At 38.3% G+C, this 16,554-nt stretch carries 19 protein-coding genes; 3 read left to right on the top strand and 16 right to left on the bottom strand.

Annotated elements, in window-relative coordinates; translation table 11 throughout:
• Nucleotides 1-36: 36 nt before the first annotated feature.
• From AUF14_RS08010 to AUF14_RS08050, 8 genes are all read right to left on the bottom strand, one after another.
• Nucleotides 37-717 (bottom strand): response regulator transcription factor, encoded by a 681-nt coding sequence (locus tag AUF14_RS08010; RefSeq protein WP_049219937.1) that lies wholly within the window; start codon nt 715-717, stop codon nt 37-39.
• Nucleotides 718-835: 118 nt separating this feature from the next.
• Nucleotides 836-1,486, bottom strand: coding sequence for an amino acid ABC transporter permease (locus AUF14_RS08015; protein WP_049219936.1), 651 nt, complete (start codon nt 1,484-1,486; stop codon nt 836-838).
• Complete coding sequence (locus tag AUF14_RS08020; RefSeq protein ID WP_049219935.1) at nt 1,486-2,322, bottom strand: transporter substrate-binding domain-containing protein; 837 nt, start codon at nt 2,320-2,322, stop codon at nt 1,486-1,488. Before AUF14_RS08020 ends, AUF14_RS08015 begins: the two co-directional genes overlap by 1 nt.
• Before the next feature lie 473 nt (nt 2,323-2,795).
• Nucleotides 2,796-3,899, bottom strand: a complete 1,104-nt coding sequence (locus AUF14_RS08025; RefSeq protein WP_049220637.1) for an alpha-hydroxy-acid oxidizing protein — start codon at nt 3,897-3,899, stop codon at nt 2,796-2,798.
• 386 nt (nt 3,900-4,285) lie between these two features.
• Nucleotides 4,286-5,473 carry an IS110 family RNA-guided transposase gene (locus AUF14_RS08030; RefSeq protein ID WP_002297293.1) on the bottom strand — a complete coding sequence of 396 codons (1,188 nt, stop codon included), beginning with the start codon at nt 5,471-5,473 and terminating at the stop codon, nt 4,286-4,288.
• A 560-nt stretch (nt 5,474-6,033) separates the two neighbouring features.
• Nucleotides 6,034-6,354 (bottom strand): DUF1292 domain-containing protein, encoded by a 321-nt coding sequence (locus AUF14_RS08040; RefSeq protein ID WP_016181986.1) that lies wholly within the window; start codon nt 6,352-6,354, stop codon nt 6,034-6,036.
• Nucleotides 6,355-6,369: 15 nt separating this feature from the next.
• Nucleotides 6,370-6,798, bottom strand: coding sequence for a Holliday junction resolvase RuvX (ruvX, locus tag AUF14_RS08045; protein ID WP_016181985.1), 429 nt, complete (start codon nt 6,796-6,798; stop codon nt 6,370-6,372).
• On the bottom strand, nt 6,795-7,064 hold the full coding sequence (locus AUF14_RS08050) for an IreB family regulatory phosphoprotein (RefSeq protein ID WP_010739601.1): 270 nt from the start codon (nt 7,062-7,064) through the stop codon (nt 6,795-6,797). Before AUF14_RS08050 ends, ruvX begins: the two co-directional genes overlap by 4 nt.
• Before the next feature lie 247 nt (nt 7,065-7,311).
• Here AUF14_RS08050 and AUF14_RS08055 point away from each other — a divergent pair, with 247 nt between their 5' ends.
• Entirely contained in the window at nt 7,312-7,779 is a 468-nt protein-coding gene (locus tag AUF14_RS08055) for a TspO/MBR family protein (RefSeq protein WP_049220635.1), read from the top strand.
• 37 nt (nt 7,780-7,816) lie between these two features.
• On the opposite strand, the gene AUF14_RS08060 is transcribed toward AUF14_RS08055, so the two are convergent.
• From AUF14_RS08060 to AUF14_RS08070, 3 genes are all read right to left on the bottom strand, one after another.
• Nucleotides 7,817-8,389, bottom strand: coding sequence for a GNAT family N-acetyltransferase (locus tag AUF14_RS08060; RefSeq protein WP_049220634.1), 573 nt, complete (start codon nt 8,387-8,389; stop codon nt 7,817-7,819).
• A 186-nt stretch (nt 8,390-8,575) separates the two neighbouring features.
• Nucleotides 8,576-9,916, bottom strand: a complete 1,341-nt coding sequence (gene glnA / locus AUF14_RS08065) for a type I glutamate--ammonia ligase (RefSeq protein ID WP_016181982.1) — start codon at nt 9,914-9,916, stop codon at nt 8,576-8,578.
• Between the two features lie 48 nt (nt 9,917-9,964).
• Complete coding sequence (locus AUF14_RS08070; RefSeq protein WP_010744471.1) at nt 9,965-10,345, bottom strand: MerR family transcriptional regulator; 381 nt, start codon at nt 10,343-10,345, stop codon at nt 9,965-9,967.
• A gap of 192 nt (nt 10,346-10,537) precedes the next feature.
• On the opposite strand from AUF14_RS08070, the gene AUF14_RS22495 reads away from it, so the two are divergent.
• Nucleotides 10,538-10,711 carry a KOW domain-containing RNA-binding protein gene (locus AUF14_RS22495; RefSeq protein WP_016181981.1) on the top strand — a complete coding sequence of 58 codons (174 nt, stop codon included), beginning with the start codon at nt 10,538-10,540 and terminating at the stop codon, nt 10,709-10,711.
• 28 nt (nt 10,712-10,739) lie between these two features.
• Here the strand turns inward: AUF14_RS22495 and AUF14_RS08075 are convergent, their stop codons facing one another.
• The 5 genes from AUF14_RS08075 to AUF14_RS08095 all read right to left on the bottom strand — a co-directional run bounded on the left by AUF14_RS08075 (nt 10,740) and on the right by AUF14_RS08095 (nt 15,577).
• Complete coding sequence (locus AUF14_RS08075; RefSeq protein ID WP_049220632.1) at nt 10,740-11,996, bottom strand: methionine gamma-lyase family protein; 1,257 nt, start codon at nt 11,994-11,996, stop codon at nt 10,740-10,742.
• On the bottom strand, nt 11,980-13,224 hold the full coding sequence (hflX, locus tag AUF14_RS08080) for a GTPase HflX (protein ID WP_016181979.1): 1,245 nt from the start codon (nt 13,222-13,224) through the stop codon (nt 11,980-11,982). Before hflX ends, AUF14_RS08075 begins: the two co-directional genes overlap by 17 nt.
• Nucleotides 13,225-13,312: 88 nt before the next feature.
• Nucleotides 13,313-14,251 carry a tRNA (adenosine(37)-N6)-dimethylallyltransferase MiaA gene (gene miaA / locus AUF14_RS08085; protein WP_102865987.1) on the bottom strand — a complete coding sequence of 313 codons (939 nt, stop codon included), beginning with the start codon at nt 14,249-14,251 and terminating at the stop codon, nt 13,313-13,315.
• Nucleotides 14,248-14,982 (bottom strand): glycerophosphodiester phosphodiesterase, encoded by a 735-nt coding sequence (locus AUF14_RS08090; protein ID WP_016181977.1) that lies wholly within the window; start codon nt 14,980-14,982, stop codon nt 14,248-14,250. The genes miaA and AUF14_RS08090 overlap by 4 nt, the downstream gene beginning before the upstream one ends.
• Before the next feature lie 79 nt (nt 14,983-15,061).
• Nucleotides 15,062-15,577, bottom strand: a complete 516-nt coding sequence (locus AUF14_RS08095; RefSeq protein WP_016181976.1) for a hypothetical protein — start codon at nt 15,575-15,577, stop codon at nt 15,062-15,064.
• Nucleotides 15,578-15,885: 308 nt separating this feature from the next.
• On the opposite strand from AUF14_RS08095, the gene clpP reads away from it, so the two are divergent.
• Entirely contained in the window at nt 15,886-16,479 is a 594-nt protein-coding gene (gene clpP, locus AUF14_RS08100) for an ATP-dependent Clp endopeptidase proteolytic subunit ClpP (RefSeq protein ID WP_016181975.1), read from the top strand.
• Nucleotides 16,480-16,554: the final 75 nt, after the last annotated feature.

Below are 16,554 nucleotides of genomic sequence, written 5' to 3' on the forward strand. Positions count from 1 at the left end.
AAAAAATGAAACTGTTATGCTATAGAGCACTCTTAATCACTCCCTTCGCTTCCAGAGGTATCCAACCCCTCGAACCGTTTCAATATATTTTGGTTTTTTTGGATCCTCTTCAAGCTTTACACGAATCCTACGAATATTAACCGATAGCGCATTCTCGTCAACAAATTTCCCTTGATCATCCCACAATGTTTCTAGCAACGCTTCTTTTTCTAAAACAATCCCAGCATTTTTCATCAAATAATTAATCAGGCGGAATTCTGTTGAACTCATGGGGATTTCTTGATCGCTTTTGAACAAACGATGGGTATCCAAATTAAGTGTAAAAGGGGGTAACTCAATCTTCCTTGACTGATCCTCTTTCTTTTTAAAAACCAACGCAACTTTCGCCTTTAAAATTGCTAACGAAAATGGCTTCGTTAGGTAATCATCTCCGCCGATCGAGAGTCCTGTGAGAATATCCGACTCTAAATCATGTGCCGTCAGAAAGAAAATTGGAACAGCTGAAAATTTCCGAATTTCCTGACATAGTTCAAAGCCATTTCCGTCAGGTAAAGTGACATCTAAAATAATTAAGTCTGGTGAATTCTTTCTTATCTTTTCGATTGAACCTTGAACACGATTAATTACTATAACTTCGTATCCTTCTTGCTCTAGGTAAAAGGAGATTCCTCGACGAAGATTTTCATCATCTTCAATTAAAATAATTTTCTTTTTCATTCTATGATCCTCTTCACATCATTTATTTACATCCTCTATTATCCAATTTCTTAAGTTGTTTATCAATGTTATCTATAAAGCTCGATAAAAAAGCGGAGCCGTTTAAGGCCCCGCTTGATTAAAGCTGAAAATAATTCTCTAGCTGATGCTGAATATGGCCGATCCCCATACAAAGCAGCCAGTAAATTAATGCTACTAGAAGATACATCGACAAATAATCAAAAGTACGTCCACCAATGATTTTTGCCTTTTGAAAAATATCAGGTACTGTAATCATTGCCGCTAATGAAGTACCTTTTAACAAGTCCATCGCTACGTTACTCAAAGCTGGAATTGAAATCCGGAAGGCTTGTGGCAAAATGATATAACGCATCGTGGGAAAGAAACGATTTCCTAGTGCATAAGCTGCATCCCATTGACCAGCATTTACTCCGGCAATCGACCCGCGATAGATTTCACCAATAAAAGCGCTGCTGGTAAAACTAAAACAAATAATCGCCGCTACTACCGCATTCAACTGATATGGAAGTCCGAAATAAAGTAAAAACAGTAAAACCAATGCTGGCGTCCCTCTTAAAAATGATAAATAGAAACGAACAAATAGTTTTACTATTCGAAAAGGAACAAATCCTAAAATGGTCATAAGTATGCCTAACAAATTACCAAAGAAAAATGCCGCCAAACTGATTCCAATAGTATAGCCCAATCCACTTAATAAAAAAGGAATCGATTCTAACATTAGGCTTAAATCAATAGTTGGTATATACATTAATCCGCCGAGACCTTTTCAGTTACTTCTTGCTTAGGTTTTGTTGAAACATCCGTACCGAAATACTGTTCAGCTATTTTCTTTAGCGTTCCATCCTTCTTCAACTCTTTAAGTGCAGTATTCACTTTCGTTTTTAACGCCTGATTTTTCTTATCGAAGAGGAAGCCAGTAGAATTCGCATTAAAATAAACATCTTCTAGAATTTTTACTGGAATATCTGGTAAAGCTGCCAGAGACATCTTTTGCAAGTAATAGTCATTCAAAATTACGTCCGTTCGTCCATTAGCTACGTCAGTCAAGTATTGATCATTTGTAGCGTTATCGTAGGTCACTGCTTTTGCCCCGTATTTATCGGCAATTTTCATATAACTCGTATTGGGTTCACCAGCGGCTTTTTTACCTTTTAAATCCTTTAAGGAATGAATTCCAGAATCATCATTTTTTCGAACTATCATACTGTCGAAGGAATATTTAATGGGAGAAGATAATGAAAATTTCTCAGCCCGATCCTTTGACATACCAAAATCATTCGCTGCAAAATCAGCTTCTCCGCGATTAACAGCGGTAACCTGACCGTCAACATTGTATTCCTTAAACTTGATCTTTAAATCTAATTTCTTTGCAACAGCCTTTGCTACATCTACATCATAGCCGCTCAACTCGTTTTCGTCATTATAATAAGAAGACGGGAAAAGTGTCCCAGACGTAGCAACTATCAGTTCATTTTTATCCTTAACTTTTTTCCAGCTATCATCCTCACTTGATTGTGTGCTCCCACATGCAGTTAGAACGAATCCCGTTGTAATCACCATTAATCCCATCAACCATTTTCTCACTGTTGTCATCTCCACTTCTTTTTTAATAAGTTAATTAAACGATGCCTCATTTATAACATACAAAAAACCAAAACATATAGTAAAGCGCCTATGAAAAACAGCTATTAACACAGAATAAGCTACTCAACATTGTGTAGTAGAACAAACTTTAAATAACTGATTCTATTTATTATTTTTAGAATGTACTCTATTTGAAATTAACTTGATCTTTCAAAAATAGATAGGATAATGGTATCCCTTTCGATAAAAAAATGTTCTTATTCTACCAAGTTTGATAGAAATAAGAACATTCAATTATGCTTTTATTGTGTATTCTTCAAAAGGATTTCTAAACTATCCTATTTCGACTGTTTGGAAAAGTCTGTGCAATTTATTGAAGTCACTGAGTTTGAACTTCCGACTGGCTATTTATCATTTAGTCACAGAGAAAATTTTACATCTAAAATGCAAGTTATAGATGTAAACGACTTCTTCTATAAATAACGATTTTCTCTTAAAACATTTTTTTTAATATCCTCTACTGTTTGAGTACCGGCTAATTGCATTACCATTTCCAATTCCTTTTTGAAGAAATCAAAGACTTGCTGTACACCAGTAGAACCGCCTAACGCCAGCCCATAAATCACCGGTCGACCAATTGCAACTAAATCAGCTCCCGAGGCAAGTGCCTTAAAGACATGCTGACCGCGGCGTACACCACTATCAAAAACGATTGGTGCTCTTCCCGCCACTGCTTCGGCAACATATTGTAATGAATCAAAAGATGCTGGCCCACCGTCTAATTGACGTCCACCATGGTTGGAGACCCAAATTCCTGATGCTCCCGAACCAAGTGCTCTTTCAACATCTTCTTCAGACTGAACTCCTTTAACATAGACCGGAAGATCAGAATAGCTGGCAATAAATTCGACATCTTGAGGGCTTAATTTTTGTTTTGATGAGCCATAAACTGCATCCATTGTCTGTCCAATTCCTGATTGATACGCTTGGACAATCGGCATTGCTAAAGGAAAAGTGAAGCCATTGCGCCGATCCGTTTCACGATTGCCGCCAACAGTTGCATCGGCAGTCAACACAATTGCTTTTGCTCCATTGTGCTTTGCCATAGATAAAATATCTTGATTGATTCCATTATCTTTACTCATATAAAATTGGAACCATTGTGGTGCATCTTCTCCGCCAGCTTCACGGATTTCTTCCAAAGTACAAGAGGCATAGGAACTAGCCGTATAAATGGTACCAAAACGGGCAACACCTTTGGCTGAAGCTCGTTCGCCTGCCACATTCGCCAATCCATGTGCGGCGATTGGAGCCATAATAATAGGCGCTGTTAAATCCTCGCCATCAAACTTCGTCCTTGTATCCGGCAGTTCAACATCTCTTAATACATGAGGGATAATCAGCTTATGATTAAAAGCCTTTTCATTTTCCTGATACGAAAAAATATCTCCGGCACCGCTGCTTATATAACCATATCCGCCTTTTGGTATGACTTCTTTTGCAGCTTCTTCTAAATCAAACATATTTATAAAATCGATTGCACCTTCTGCTGTACTGGCTTGATAAATTTTCTCCATCTGATTTCCTACCTCCAAAGTGATAACGCTTACAACATTAATGTTACGCTTTCCTTTGATGGGTGACAAATGATTAGCTTATATAGTCTTTTTGCTTATATTCCATAAAAATAATAATAGAATCCGAGTATAAAACTATCTTTTTGCCAACTAAATCTTCTAAATAAATCAACCAGACAGAGCCTTTTGATTTATCATTTAAGCAAGAATAAACAATTATATAATTGACACTCAAGTTCTAAGTTCATAATCTTTTAAAAGAGAGACTAACTATATAGAGTCAAGTAAAAATTAGCCAAATCAAAAAATATTTTATAACAGATAATTCCGAAAAAAGGGTACAACAAATAAGCTTCTTACCATTAGTTTTTTTGAATGTTCAATAGCTAATCAGAAACAATTATATAAGGCTCGTTTTTAGTCAAAATAGCATGAATCACGTAACAAAGCTTACGAGAAACCGCACCTAAGGCAGTTAGATGATGTTTTCCTTCGGAAACTTTTTTCTGGTAAAACGCACTAAAAACAGGATCACATTGAGAAGCTACTAAAGCCGCCGAAAACAAGGCTTTTCGCAAATATGGAGACCCTCGTTTACTCATAACATTATGCGTTGCCTCATATTGCCCTGATTGTGTCACGGAAGCGTCTATCCCAGCGTAAGCAACGAGTTTTTTCGGGTTAGAAAATTTTTGAATATCTCCGATCTCACCAAGAATAGTCGCACCGTTTATAGGACCAATTCCAGGAATTGTGAGAATAACAGAATTTAAAGTGTCCATTATGTGCTTGATTTCTCTTTCCGTTTCCTTTATTTGGCTTTCAATGAATTTTAATTGTTCAATCATTGAACGTAGTTGGAAGGTGAACGCTTCTTGAGCAAATTTTACTCCAAAGGAGTTAGAAGCTGCTTGCTTCAATTGGTCCGCTTTTTCTGCCTTGATTCGGTTCCTGCTTAACTCAGCTAAGTATTGGGCCAAAGTTTCTGAGGAAATGTTTTCTAAGTCGATCGGGGCACTAAACGCCAGCAATAACTCTTTAGAAGCTTTTCCGAAAACGCCCTGCTTGGTAAAAATCGTCGCGTATTCTGGAAAGACTTGATCCAATACGGCTATAATTTTTCTTTTGAAGTCGCTCGCTGTACCTACTAAATAAGTTCGGTAACGAGAAAGTTGTTTCAAAGAAAAAACATTTTCATCGGATAAGACCGTTTCGACAAATGAGCCATAGCGCATTAAGTCAGCAATCAAAACAGAATCAATAATATCGTTTTTTCGTTTCCGTATTTCTGTACCTTTACGCCATCCGTCTGTTTGAAGGGGATTCACAACGTGAATCAAATAATCTGATTCGTGAAGGTATGAAAAGATGGACAGCCAATAGTGCCCCGTGGCTTCCATCCCTATAACAAAGTCACTGGGTGCTCCGGAATAGTCGACCATTCGCTCAATTAATGACTCTGCTCCTTCAGTGGTGTTAGGAAATGAAAAACCTTTTAGTAATACCTTTCCTTCCTCGTTCATGATAGAAGCAACGTGAGTGCGTTTACCGATATCAATGCCTAAAAAGTACATGTATATCTGACCTTTCAAAAAAAGAATTTTGGATTGAAATCCACTCAACTGAAAAGCGTCACTACCTTGTACGAGATACGGAGTAAAGTAAGGACTTTCAACATCTAACTCATACGCAATCCACTTATCAGAGAGAGGAGCCAGTCTCTCGAGTGCGGGTTCAATGACCCAAGGGGGGAACGGCTTAGCCTCTCAATCCAATAAATATATTATCTCAAAAGAAATGAGTTAATACCAAATTAAAATAACGATGGTTCATAGGGTTATCCAATCAAAACCGGAAGGTTAAAACCCTAACTCTAATATACAAGGAGGGATGAATGAAGAAATCTCTGAAAAACATTCTAAAGAGTGCGGTTACTTTAGGGTTTTTATATTTCATCGCTTCATTTTGTGCTTATTTAGCTAGGGAGCAATTAAATTTATTCACATTCATTCACTTTATCCTACTGACATTTTTTACTATCAGCCTCCTCATCTTTGTGATGGAGATAGTACAAAATAAATAAATTCTGTATTATAAAAGCGGAATCCTTTTTAACTGGATTCCGCTTATTTCTCTATTCTTCTTCTGCCATGAATGTATTGAAGACTTCTTCAATCATATCCCATTCAGCGTCTGTTTCAATTTGTTGTAGTTCGCCTTCGCTACCGTCTTCGTTTTCAACATATGCATAGGCTTGCAATTCAACATCTTCATCTTCAGGCGCGCCCGCTGGATAAAGCAATACATAATTGCGATTAAATTCTTCTTGACCATCAATTGTCAAAAGAATTTCGTAGAGTGTTTCATTTCCTTCATCATCCACTAAAGTAATTACTTCATGTTCGTGGTCATGATCGTGCTCGTGATCATGGTCATGTGTGTGTTCATGTGCCATATCTATTCCTCTTTTCTAAAGTTTGTTACTCGTTCGATCAAGATAATTTTGTAGAATCATGACCGCAGCAAGTTTGTCGATTACTTTTTTTCTTTTTGATCGCGAGACATCCGCTTGTTCCACCAACATTCGTTCAGCTTGCACTGTCGTTAGTCGTTCATCCTGGAATTCTACTGGTAAATCAAAAAGTTCCTTGATTTTTTCGGCGTAAACCATCGAAGCTTCTGCTCTAGGACCAATCGAATTATTCATGTTTTTAGGAAGCCCCACCACAAACTTAGTAACTTGGTATTCTTTGACCAATTCACCTAAGCGTTCAAAGCCAAACTTCCCTTTTTCTTCATCAATTCGGATGATCTCGACTCCTTGAGCCGTCCAGCCAAATGGATCGCTGACCGCAATTCCGACAGTTTTTGAGCCGACATCTAATCCCATTACTCTCATCGAATATCTATACCATGATCCTTCAAGTAATATTTCACTAAAACTTCCATCACTTCATCGCGCTCGTGACGACGAATCAAGTTTCGTGCATCTTGATAACGAGGAATATACGCAGGATCTCCTGATAATAAATAGCCGACGATTTGGTTGATTGGATTATAGCCTTTTTCAGCTAAAGCATTGTAGACAATCGTTAATGTTTCGCTAATCTCTTTTTTACGATTGTCATCAAAATCAAAACGGACTGTTTCATCTGTGTATCCCATTTTCTCACACCTCTCCTTGGAATTATCAACAATTACATTTTACTAAAAGAAGACAAAACTTACAAATTTTGCAAGTTGCCAATCTCTTGGCTTTAGAAAATCTTCCGAATTATTATAACATGCTTTTACTAAGTTAGATTGTTTTTCTTAAGCATCTTTTTTTCTTTTAAGGATAATCCTCGTTATACTGAATAAGTAGAGAGTACACTTGAGTACAACAAACTTCAAGTAATAAAGGAGGTAAACCATGTTAAATCGATTTTTTAAACTGCTCGCTTGTATCATTGGTGTAGAATTAATAGGTTCTATATCAGGATTTTTTGCTGGTGATATTCCTGCTATCTACGCCCAGCTAAACAAGCCATTTTTAGCACCGCCAGGAAATATCGTCGGAATCATTTGGACTTTACTTTACGCGTTGATTGGTCTAGCGTTATTTCTTGTGATTGACAGTAAAGAACCAAAAAGTAAAACGCTCGCGTATTTTCTTTTTGGTATTCAGCTGGTGCTTAATTTTATTTGGAGCATTATTTTCTTCGGCGGATCACACTTCTGGATTGCATCATTCATCAGTCTTTTTCTTCTGATAACGATTATTTTCAGTATTCGTGAGTTTCGCGGCATATCTAAAGGAGCTGCAATTTGCTTTATTCCTTATCTGATTTGGATCGCTTATGCAACCTATCTTTCCTTTGGATTGGCCATTTTAAATTAGCTTTTTCGTAAAGGACTTCCGTTTGTTCGGGAGTTTTTTACTTTGCAAAGCACTTTATCAATATCGCTGTTCCTGAAACACCACAATCGCCAGTGCCATAAAGTGATTGATAGTCCTTCGAAAGAAAATCAGACATCATTTTATTTGTACGCTTGAAACCTGATTTTTCATAGGATTTAATTGCTCGAATATTTTTATTGGAGGGTGCGAGAATTAGAAGGTCAATTGCTAACTGTTGATTTAAATAATTACTTAAGGCTAGAATTGCATCATTTCCAAAGCCTTTTCCACAATTTGCTTCATCTTTCATCCAGATATCCAGCTCTGCAGAATGCGGTTTTAAATGAAAAGCCGAATAACTAATGAAACCCACAGCTTCTTGATCATTCATGATGATAAATCCCTGGCCCTTCTCTGGTCGGGTTCCATTAAAATAATATTCCTCATAATAGTCTTCGTAAAACTCTTGAAAAGTCGCAATCTTTTTTTCAGGATAATCCGGCGGTCCGCTATGGGATTTGGTCGTTTCTGATTGAAAACACCATTCGTATACACGATGGCGATCTGCTAAAGTCGCCGCCTTCAGTATTGTTTTATTCCCTTTTATCATAGATACCTTCCTTTCTACATAAATACTGGCTGCTACTTATTATACGTTACTGCACGAGGATCTGCTTTGTTGATTTAACCTTTATCAAACCCACACAAGAATATCTGGCGCTCATTATAAGATTCTTTTTTCGGATATAAAAGAAAAAACTCTTGAGGAGTTCCTCAAGAGTTTTGCGAGTTAGGATTAATAAAGCTCTAAGTATTGATCGCGTTCCCATTCTGAAACAGTTTGACGGAAAGCTGCCCATTCCATACGTTTTGCTTCATTGAAATTCGTATAGATATGACTTCCTAAGGCATCAATCATAATTTGATCCTCACGTAGTGCTTTGATCGCATTGTGGATCGTTGAAGGTAAATCGTAAATTTCTGCTTCTTTACGTTCTTCTTCAGTCATCACATAGATATTGCGATCAACTGCTGCTGGTGGAGTCAAGTCATTGCGAATACCATCTAATCCAGCTTCTAACAGAACCGCCATTGTTAAATATGGATTAGCAGCTGGGTCAACTGAACGTAATTCCAAACGTGTAGATAAGCCGCGAGACTCAGGAATACGAATTAAAGGAGAACGATTACGTCCGCTCCAAGCCACATAAACAGGGGCTTCAAAGCCAGGAACTAAACGTTTATAAGAGTTAACAATTGGATTACATACTGCCGTGTATGCACGCGCGTGTTTTAAAAGACCTGCTAAAAATTGGTACGCTGTTTTACTTAACTTCATTGGGCCATCTTCGTCATAGAAGACATTGCCTTCGTCATTGAATAGTGACATATTGCAGTGCATACCAGAACCGTTAATACCATACAGAGGTTTTGGCATAAATGTCGCATGCAGACCATGCTTACGAGCAATTGTTTTAACCACTAATTTGAATGTTTGAATATTGTCACAAGCTTCAATAGCATCCGCGTATTTGAAATCAATCTCGTGTTGTCCCGGAGCTACTTCATGGTGAGAAGCTTCTACTTCAAATCCCAAGCTTTCAAGCTCTAACACGATATCGCGACGGCAATTTTCTCCTAAGTCAGTTGGCGCAAAATCGAAGTAACCACCCTTGTCATTCAAGTCCAATGTAGGATCACCATTTTCATCCATTTTGAATAAGAAGAATTCTGGTTCAGGTCCCAAATTAAATGATGTGAAGCCAAATTCTTCCATTCCTTTTAGGACGCGCTTTAAGTTTCCACGCGGATCGCCTGGGAACGGAGTGCCATCTGGACTGTAAATATCACAAATTAAACGACCGACTTTTCCGTGATCACTTTCCCATGGGAAAATCATCCATGTAGATAAATCTGGGTACAGATACATATCACTTTCTTCAATACGGACAAATCCTTCAATAGATGAACCGTCGAACATCATTTTGTTATCTAGGACTTTTTCCATTTGACTAACTGGTACTTCAACGTTTTTGATTGTCCCCATGATGTCTGTGAACATCAAACGTAAAAAACGGACATTTTCTTCTTCTACAATTCGTTTAATATCCTCTTTAGCTAGATCTTTTTTCGGCATAATATCTAATCCCTTCCTCGCACTTCATTTTTTTATATTCCACAACCACTACAGCTTAGGACCTTGTGATTGATATGGATTTTGTTGTTGAAACCCGCCTTGAGTTAGCATTTCGTCATAAAAAATTCGACGAACATCTTTATCAGTTAATGGCGGTTTCTCTTTGGCAGCTTTGACTTCTTCTTGTCGCATTTGATAGACACGCTTGATCCCTGCCATGTTAAGTCCATCAGATAAATAATCTTTGATTTCTAGCAGTACATCAATGTCATTTAGAGAATACATCCTACGGTTACCTTCACTTCGTTCTGGGTGGATCAATTCTTGCTCCTCATAGTACCGAATCTGTCTTGCAGTCAAATCTGTTAACTTCATAACTGTACCAATTGGAAAAACGGCAAGCGAACGTCGCAATTCTTTTTCCCGCATAACATCTCCTCCTTGTTTTTTGATGTTGAAAAAAGAATACCACCCGATAGACCAATCGTCAAGGGTTAATGTTAGATTTTCTTACATAGAATTTAGTAATGTTCGTTTTTTGCGAAAAAAATGCAGTATATCAACGTTTTTAAAGAACAGTTTTTTTGATATACTGATCAAAAAAAGGAGACTGGGAGAAAAGTGCAAAAATTTGACATCGGTACGTGCGTCAAAATTAAAAAAGGATATCCGATGGCTGGATATATCGGTCTCATCTATGATTACTTTATGGAGAACCATACCTATTTAGTTTATTTTAACCATGATCAAAAATTATTTTTTGTGGAGAAAGCATTGGAATTGACTTCCATATAAAAAAACCGAAATCGCTAGGACTTCGGATTTATGATTCATGATAAACTTCATTTACAGCATTGGTCACTGCGACTTTAACATGTTCGAAAGTTAAACCACCCTGTAAGTAGAGTGAATAAGGTTCTCTCAACGGGCCGTCTGCGCTCAACTCGATACTTGCTCCTTGAATAAACGTTCCTGCAGCCATGATAATGTCATCCTCATAGCCTGCCATATAAGAAGGTATCGGGGCAACATACGCATCAATTGGCGAATATTTTTGAATAGCTTGGCAGAATTGAATCATCTTTTCACGATCACGAAAATCAATTAACTGGATTAAATCCGTTCGTGGTTGATCCCATTTGGGTGTTGATTCCAACTGATATTCAGCTAACAACGCCGAAGAGAAAATCGCCCCTTGAATCGCTTGACTCACGACATGTGGTGCTAAAAAAAAGCCCTGCAGCATATCAAAGACGCTGCCCAACATAGCCCCTCCTTCGGCACCTACGCCAGGAGTGGTTAAACGATAAGCACATCGCTCAATTAGCGCTTGTTTCCCAGCAATATAGCCACCAGTTTTAGCAATTCCACCACCAGGATTTTTAATCAAAGAACCCGCCATAAGATCCGCACCAACTTGGGTAGGTTCCAATAGCTCCGCAAATTCACCGTAGCAATTATCTACAAAAATTACGATATTTGGCGCAATACTTTTGACAAAATCGCACATCTCTTTGATTTTTTCAATGGTAAAGGATGGACGTGAAGCATACCCGCGTGAGCGTTGAATCGCCACCACTTTCGTTTTGTCGGTAATCTTTTCCTTTACACTGGCAAAATTGACATTTCCATCTTCTAAAAGATCTACCTTGTCGTAACCAATATTGTATTCCTTAAATGATCCGATGCCATTGCCTTGAATGCCAATAACCTCTAATAATGTGTCATAAGGAGTCCCCGTGATATACAATAAATCATCACCAGGACGCAGCACACCAAATAGCGAGGTCGCAATTGCGTGGGTTCCCGAAACAATTTGAGGACGAACTAAGGCAGCTTCAGCACCAAATGTCTGCGCATAAACAGACTCCAAAACATCTCGTCCTAGATCATCATTTCCATAACCAGTTGAGGGCAGAAAATGACTTTCCGACACATGATTTTCACGAAAAGCCGTTAATACTTTTGCCTGATTCGACAAAGCAATTTCTCTTACTTCTTGTAGCCGTTTTGCAATTTTTTGATCAATCTGATCAATTTTCTCAACCAGCTCTGGTGCTAGCTTAGTCGTCCAGTTCATCTTCCATTCTCCTAATCCAAAGAGATTTTTTCTTCGCAAATCCTCGAATGATATACTGCTCATTTTCTTCATCAAAGTTTTCACTTAGAACAAGAGTCTCTCGTTTCATTTCGCTCAAAGCCTGCCCCTCATCTGCATTCAAAGTCAGTATATAGGGTTCCAGTAGATTCATGATTTCACGTTTGATCGCCTCAGCTAATAGTTCCTTGCCTTTGTTGGTCTTCGCAGAAATCAACACGCTTGGGAATAAAGTCGGCGCAAAAGAAAATTCATCGATTCGATCGGCTTTGTTGTATATCGTCAGCATGGGAATATCATCCATTTCAAGTTCTTTCAATAAATCAATCACTGTCTTTTCCTGCTGCTGACGATCTTCCGCACTAGCATCTACAATATGCAATAGAAGATCCATTCCCTTGCTTTCTTCTAAAGTCGATTGAAAAGCATCAACTAATTGTGTCGGCAAGTCTTGAATAAAGCCAACCGTATCTGTGATCGTAGTCTCCATCCCTTGAGGCAAATGCCAACGCTTCGTTAATGGATCTAAGGTCGCAAACAATTTATCTTCAGAATACGTGTCAGCATTCGTCAACAAGTTTAAAATAGTCGATTTGCCAGCGTTCGTATAGCCGATCAAGCCCATCTGGAAAATACTAGATTGTTGACGTTTTTGGCGACTCCGTTCACGGTGAGCTTCGACTTCTTTTAACTCTTTTTTTATCGCGGTAATACGACGACGAATGTGACGACGATCTGTTTCCAGCTTTGTTTCCCCAGGTCCACGCGTTCCAATCCCGCCGCCAAGACGAGACAAGCTTTGCCCCTGTCCTACTAATCGCGGTAATAAATAGTCTAGCTGAGCCAACTCAACTTGCAGCTTTCCCTCCTTTGAACGAGCCCGCTGAGCGAAAATGTCTAAAATCAGTTGGATACGATCAATTACTGGGACACCTACCTGCGCTTCGATTGTTTGACTTTGCCTAGGAGATAAGGAATGATTAAAAATCACTAATTCAGCTTCATGCGCATCCACCAGTTGCGCCAGTTCTTCCAATTTTCCTTTTCCAATAATCGTTTGCCGATCTACTTTAGGACGCTTTTGAGTTAATGAAAAAACAATTTCACCATGAGCTGTTTTGGTTAGTCCGGCCAACTCATGCATTGATTCTAAATAATTATATTTACTCTCGTCTGTCTCGACGCCGACTAATATGACTCTTTCTGACAAACCGTTTCCTCCTAATTTAGTAATACGATATTTTTCAAAATGAAAAAGTCTTGCTCTGAATGCTTCCTATGAATCAACCCATTATTGCTTATTTCTCATTAGAAATTGGATTGTCTTTTGCCAACCAAGTAGCAATCTCTGTTTTGATCTCATCAATTTTTTCCGGCTGTTGAATCAAGTCATACCAACGAACGGACATACGATTGCGAAACCAGGTCAGTTGGCGCTTAGCATAACGTCTTGAATGCAGCTTTACTTCTTCCAGCGCCGCTTCCAATGAAGAACCGCCCGATAAATAAGGAAAAAATTCCTTATAGCCAATCCCCTGCGCAGCTTGAACAGTTGGATTTTTTGCTAAATTCTTGGCTTCTGCTAACAGCCCCTGTTCTACCATGATATCCACGCGTTGATTGATCCGTTGATACAAAATCGACCGGTCAGTATTTAAACCGATCAGAAAACTATTATAGAGTTCCTTCGGCTGTTCCTTCGGTTCTAAAATAGAATGTCCGGTTAACTCGAAAACCTCTAATGCTCGAATCATTTTCTTACGATTATTGCAGTGGATCTTCTCAGCGGCCAATGGATCGGTTAGCTGTAACTTTTCCCATAAGGCCAGATTTCCATTTTCTTTGGCAAAAGCTTCATACTTCGCGCGAAGGGAATCATCCTCAAGCTCACCTTCATTGCCAAGCTTATAATCCCATAGCAAGGACTGTATATAAAGACCCGTCCCGCCAACAATAATTGGCAATTTTCCACGGTCGCTAATTTCTTGAATCGCTTTTCTGGCGGCCTTTTGAAAATCCGCCGCAGAATAGCTTTCGTCAACATCACGTACATCAATCAAATGATGGGGAATTCCCTCCATCTCTTCAGCTGTAACTTTAGCGGTGCCAATGTCTAATCCGCGATAAACCTGCATAGAATCACCACTGATAATTTCTCCGTTGAATTGCTTTGCTAATTCGATACTTAAACTCGTTTTTCCAACAGCTGTTGGCCCTACAATTGCGATCACTTTCATTGCTTGAACCTGCTTCTCGTTCGAATAGCTTTTTCCGGAAAATCAGTAATGACACCAGCTAAATTGTTTTCAAAACACATCATCAGCGTTTCGTATAAGTTGGGTGTCCAAGGTCGAATCGACTTTTTGAAGTTTTTGACAATCTCCGGATGCTGTTTTACCCAATCAGAACTTGGATGAAGCCCTTCAATAAAATTACTGTCCAAAACAATTTGGTATTTTTCTAAATCATTTTTTTGAATCAAATCATACTGTGCATCTGGTTCATACTCGTGCATAATCCGTAAAGAATCATAATTGAAGCTGGCATACCAATAAGTAAATGGCCATTCCTTGCTAGTCATGACTTGAGAAATTTTTTCCTCAATTCCTGGATAGTGAAATTTATTAGTCTTAATCTCAATGCATAAAAAGCCCCGAAACCGCATTTGTAATAGTAAATTCAATACCTCTTGCAGTGTCGATATTTTAGTCGCTTGATATTTTTTATCAAACCAGCTGCCGGCATCTAATTTCTTGATTTCTTCTAGTGTTAATTCACGAATCAAACCCTTACCATTTGTTGTGCGATCAACGCTCTCATCATGGATAACTACTAATTGCTGGTCTGCCGTTAGATGCACATCCAGCTCTATCCCATCCGCACCTGATCGTACTGCCTCCATGAACGCAGGCAACGTATTCTCTGGATGAGTCCCTGCACTCCCGCGATGAGCGATAATTACTGTCATCTAGTATCACCTCGTCCGTAGTTACAAATTATTATAAAAATAATCTGATTTAAATTTGTTTTATGTTTTATGAAAAACACTATTGCGCTTTGAAATAACTTAAGGGTTGTTTTGTTGAACGAGATAGCTTTTGTCTTTTCTCGTCTAAAATTTCAATCAATTGTTCAGAAAAAGTTTCCATAACGATCCGTCCACCCTTATAAGTGTAGCCGCCGATTTTGACCGTTTCTTCAGGAGATAAAATAACTTTTCGATGCGAAATATTTTTAAAGAATTCCTCAATCAAATAATTTGGTAAATAAAAATTATTTTGTGCGGTAAAAGAATTCAAGTAAATGAAATCGTCTATGGTGATGTAACAATCGTCAAATGAATTAAATGATACATAATCTTGCATCAAAACATTCCGTTTAGATAGAATTTCGTTGATTTTTTTATTCAAGAGATTAATTGTCTCAATTTCTTTGACTTGATGCTCCAGCTCTCTTTCCCGTTTATGGCGTAGATCAATATACTTAAAAACAAAGAAAACAGCAATCCCTGTAATACCTGCTCCAATCAATACGCCGATTAGTCCAATAAATGCGATTTCCACATTTTTTCCCTCCTGTTTCATAATATTAGTGGAATTATTTTTTCAAATAAAACCAGTTCTCAGTCCATATATCTTTCCACCAAAATGTTACTTTCTCGAACTTTGGAAAAGTGAAAATGATATCCGCTTGTCTGCGCTATTAATAGTACCATATTTTCATGTTTCTAGGATAGTTTGAGCCGTTTAAAAAAACGAAGCCTTCTATTTGACCAAAACTGACCAACGTTGTATACTTTCTTTATGTTTTAGCAATCCAACCTCGTTTGTGCTAAACTAATTTACGAATACTATTTTAAGGAGGATTCACTATGAATTTAGTGCCTACAGTCATTGAACAATCATCTCGTGGCGAACGTGCTTACGACATTTATTCCCGTTTATTAAAAGACCGCATCATCATGTTGAGCGGTGAGGTAAACGATGATATGGCGAACACGATTATCGCCCAATTACTTTTCTTGGATGCCCAAGATTCTGAAAAGGATATTTATCTTTACATTAACTCTCCAGGTGGTAGCGTATCTGCTGGCTTAGCCATTTTTGATACCATGAACTTTGTTAAAGCTGACGTTCAAACCATCGTACTTGGTATGGCAGCTTCAATGGGAAGCTTCCTATTGACCGCTGGCGCGAAGGGTAAACGTTTCGCTTTGCCAAATGCTGAAATCATGATTCACCAACCTCTAGGTGGTGCGCAAGGTCAAGCTACTGAAATTGAAATTGCGGCTCGCCATATCTTAAAAACACGCGAACGTTTGAACAACATCTTGGCTGAACGGACTGGACAACCCATCGAAGTCATCGAACGTGACACAGATCGCGACAACTTTATGACTGCCGAAGAAGCCAAAGCTTATGGCTTAATCGATGAAGTAATGGAAAATAGTAGTTCATTAAGCTAGAATATTAAGAAAACAACCGGAGAATGAATTATCCGGTTGTTTTTTTGTTTGCTTCTTCATTTTCATTCCAATCAG

This window comes from Enterococcus avium, from assembly GCF_002891025.1.
Classification (GTDB): Bacteria; Bacillota; Bacilli; order Lactobacillales; family Enterococcaceae; genus Enterococcus_A; species Enterococcus_A avium.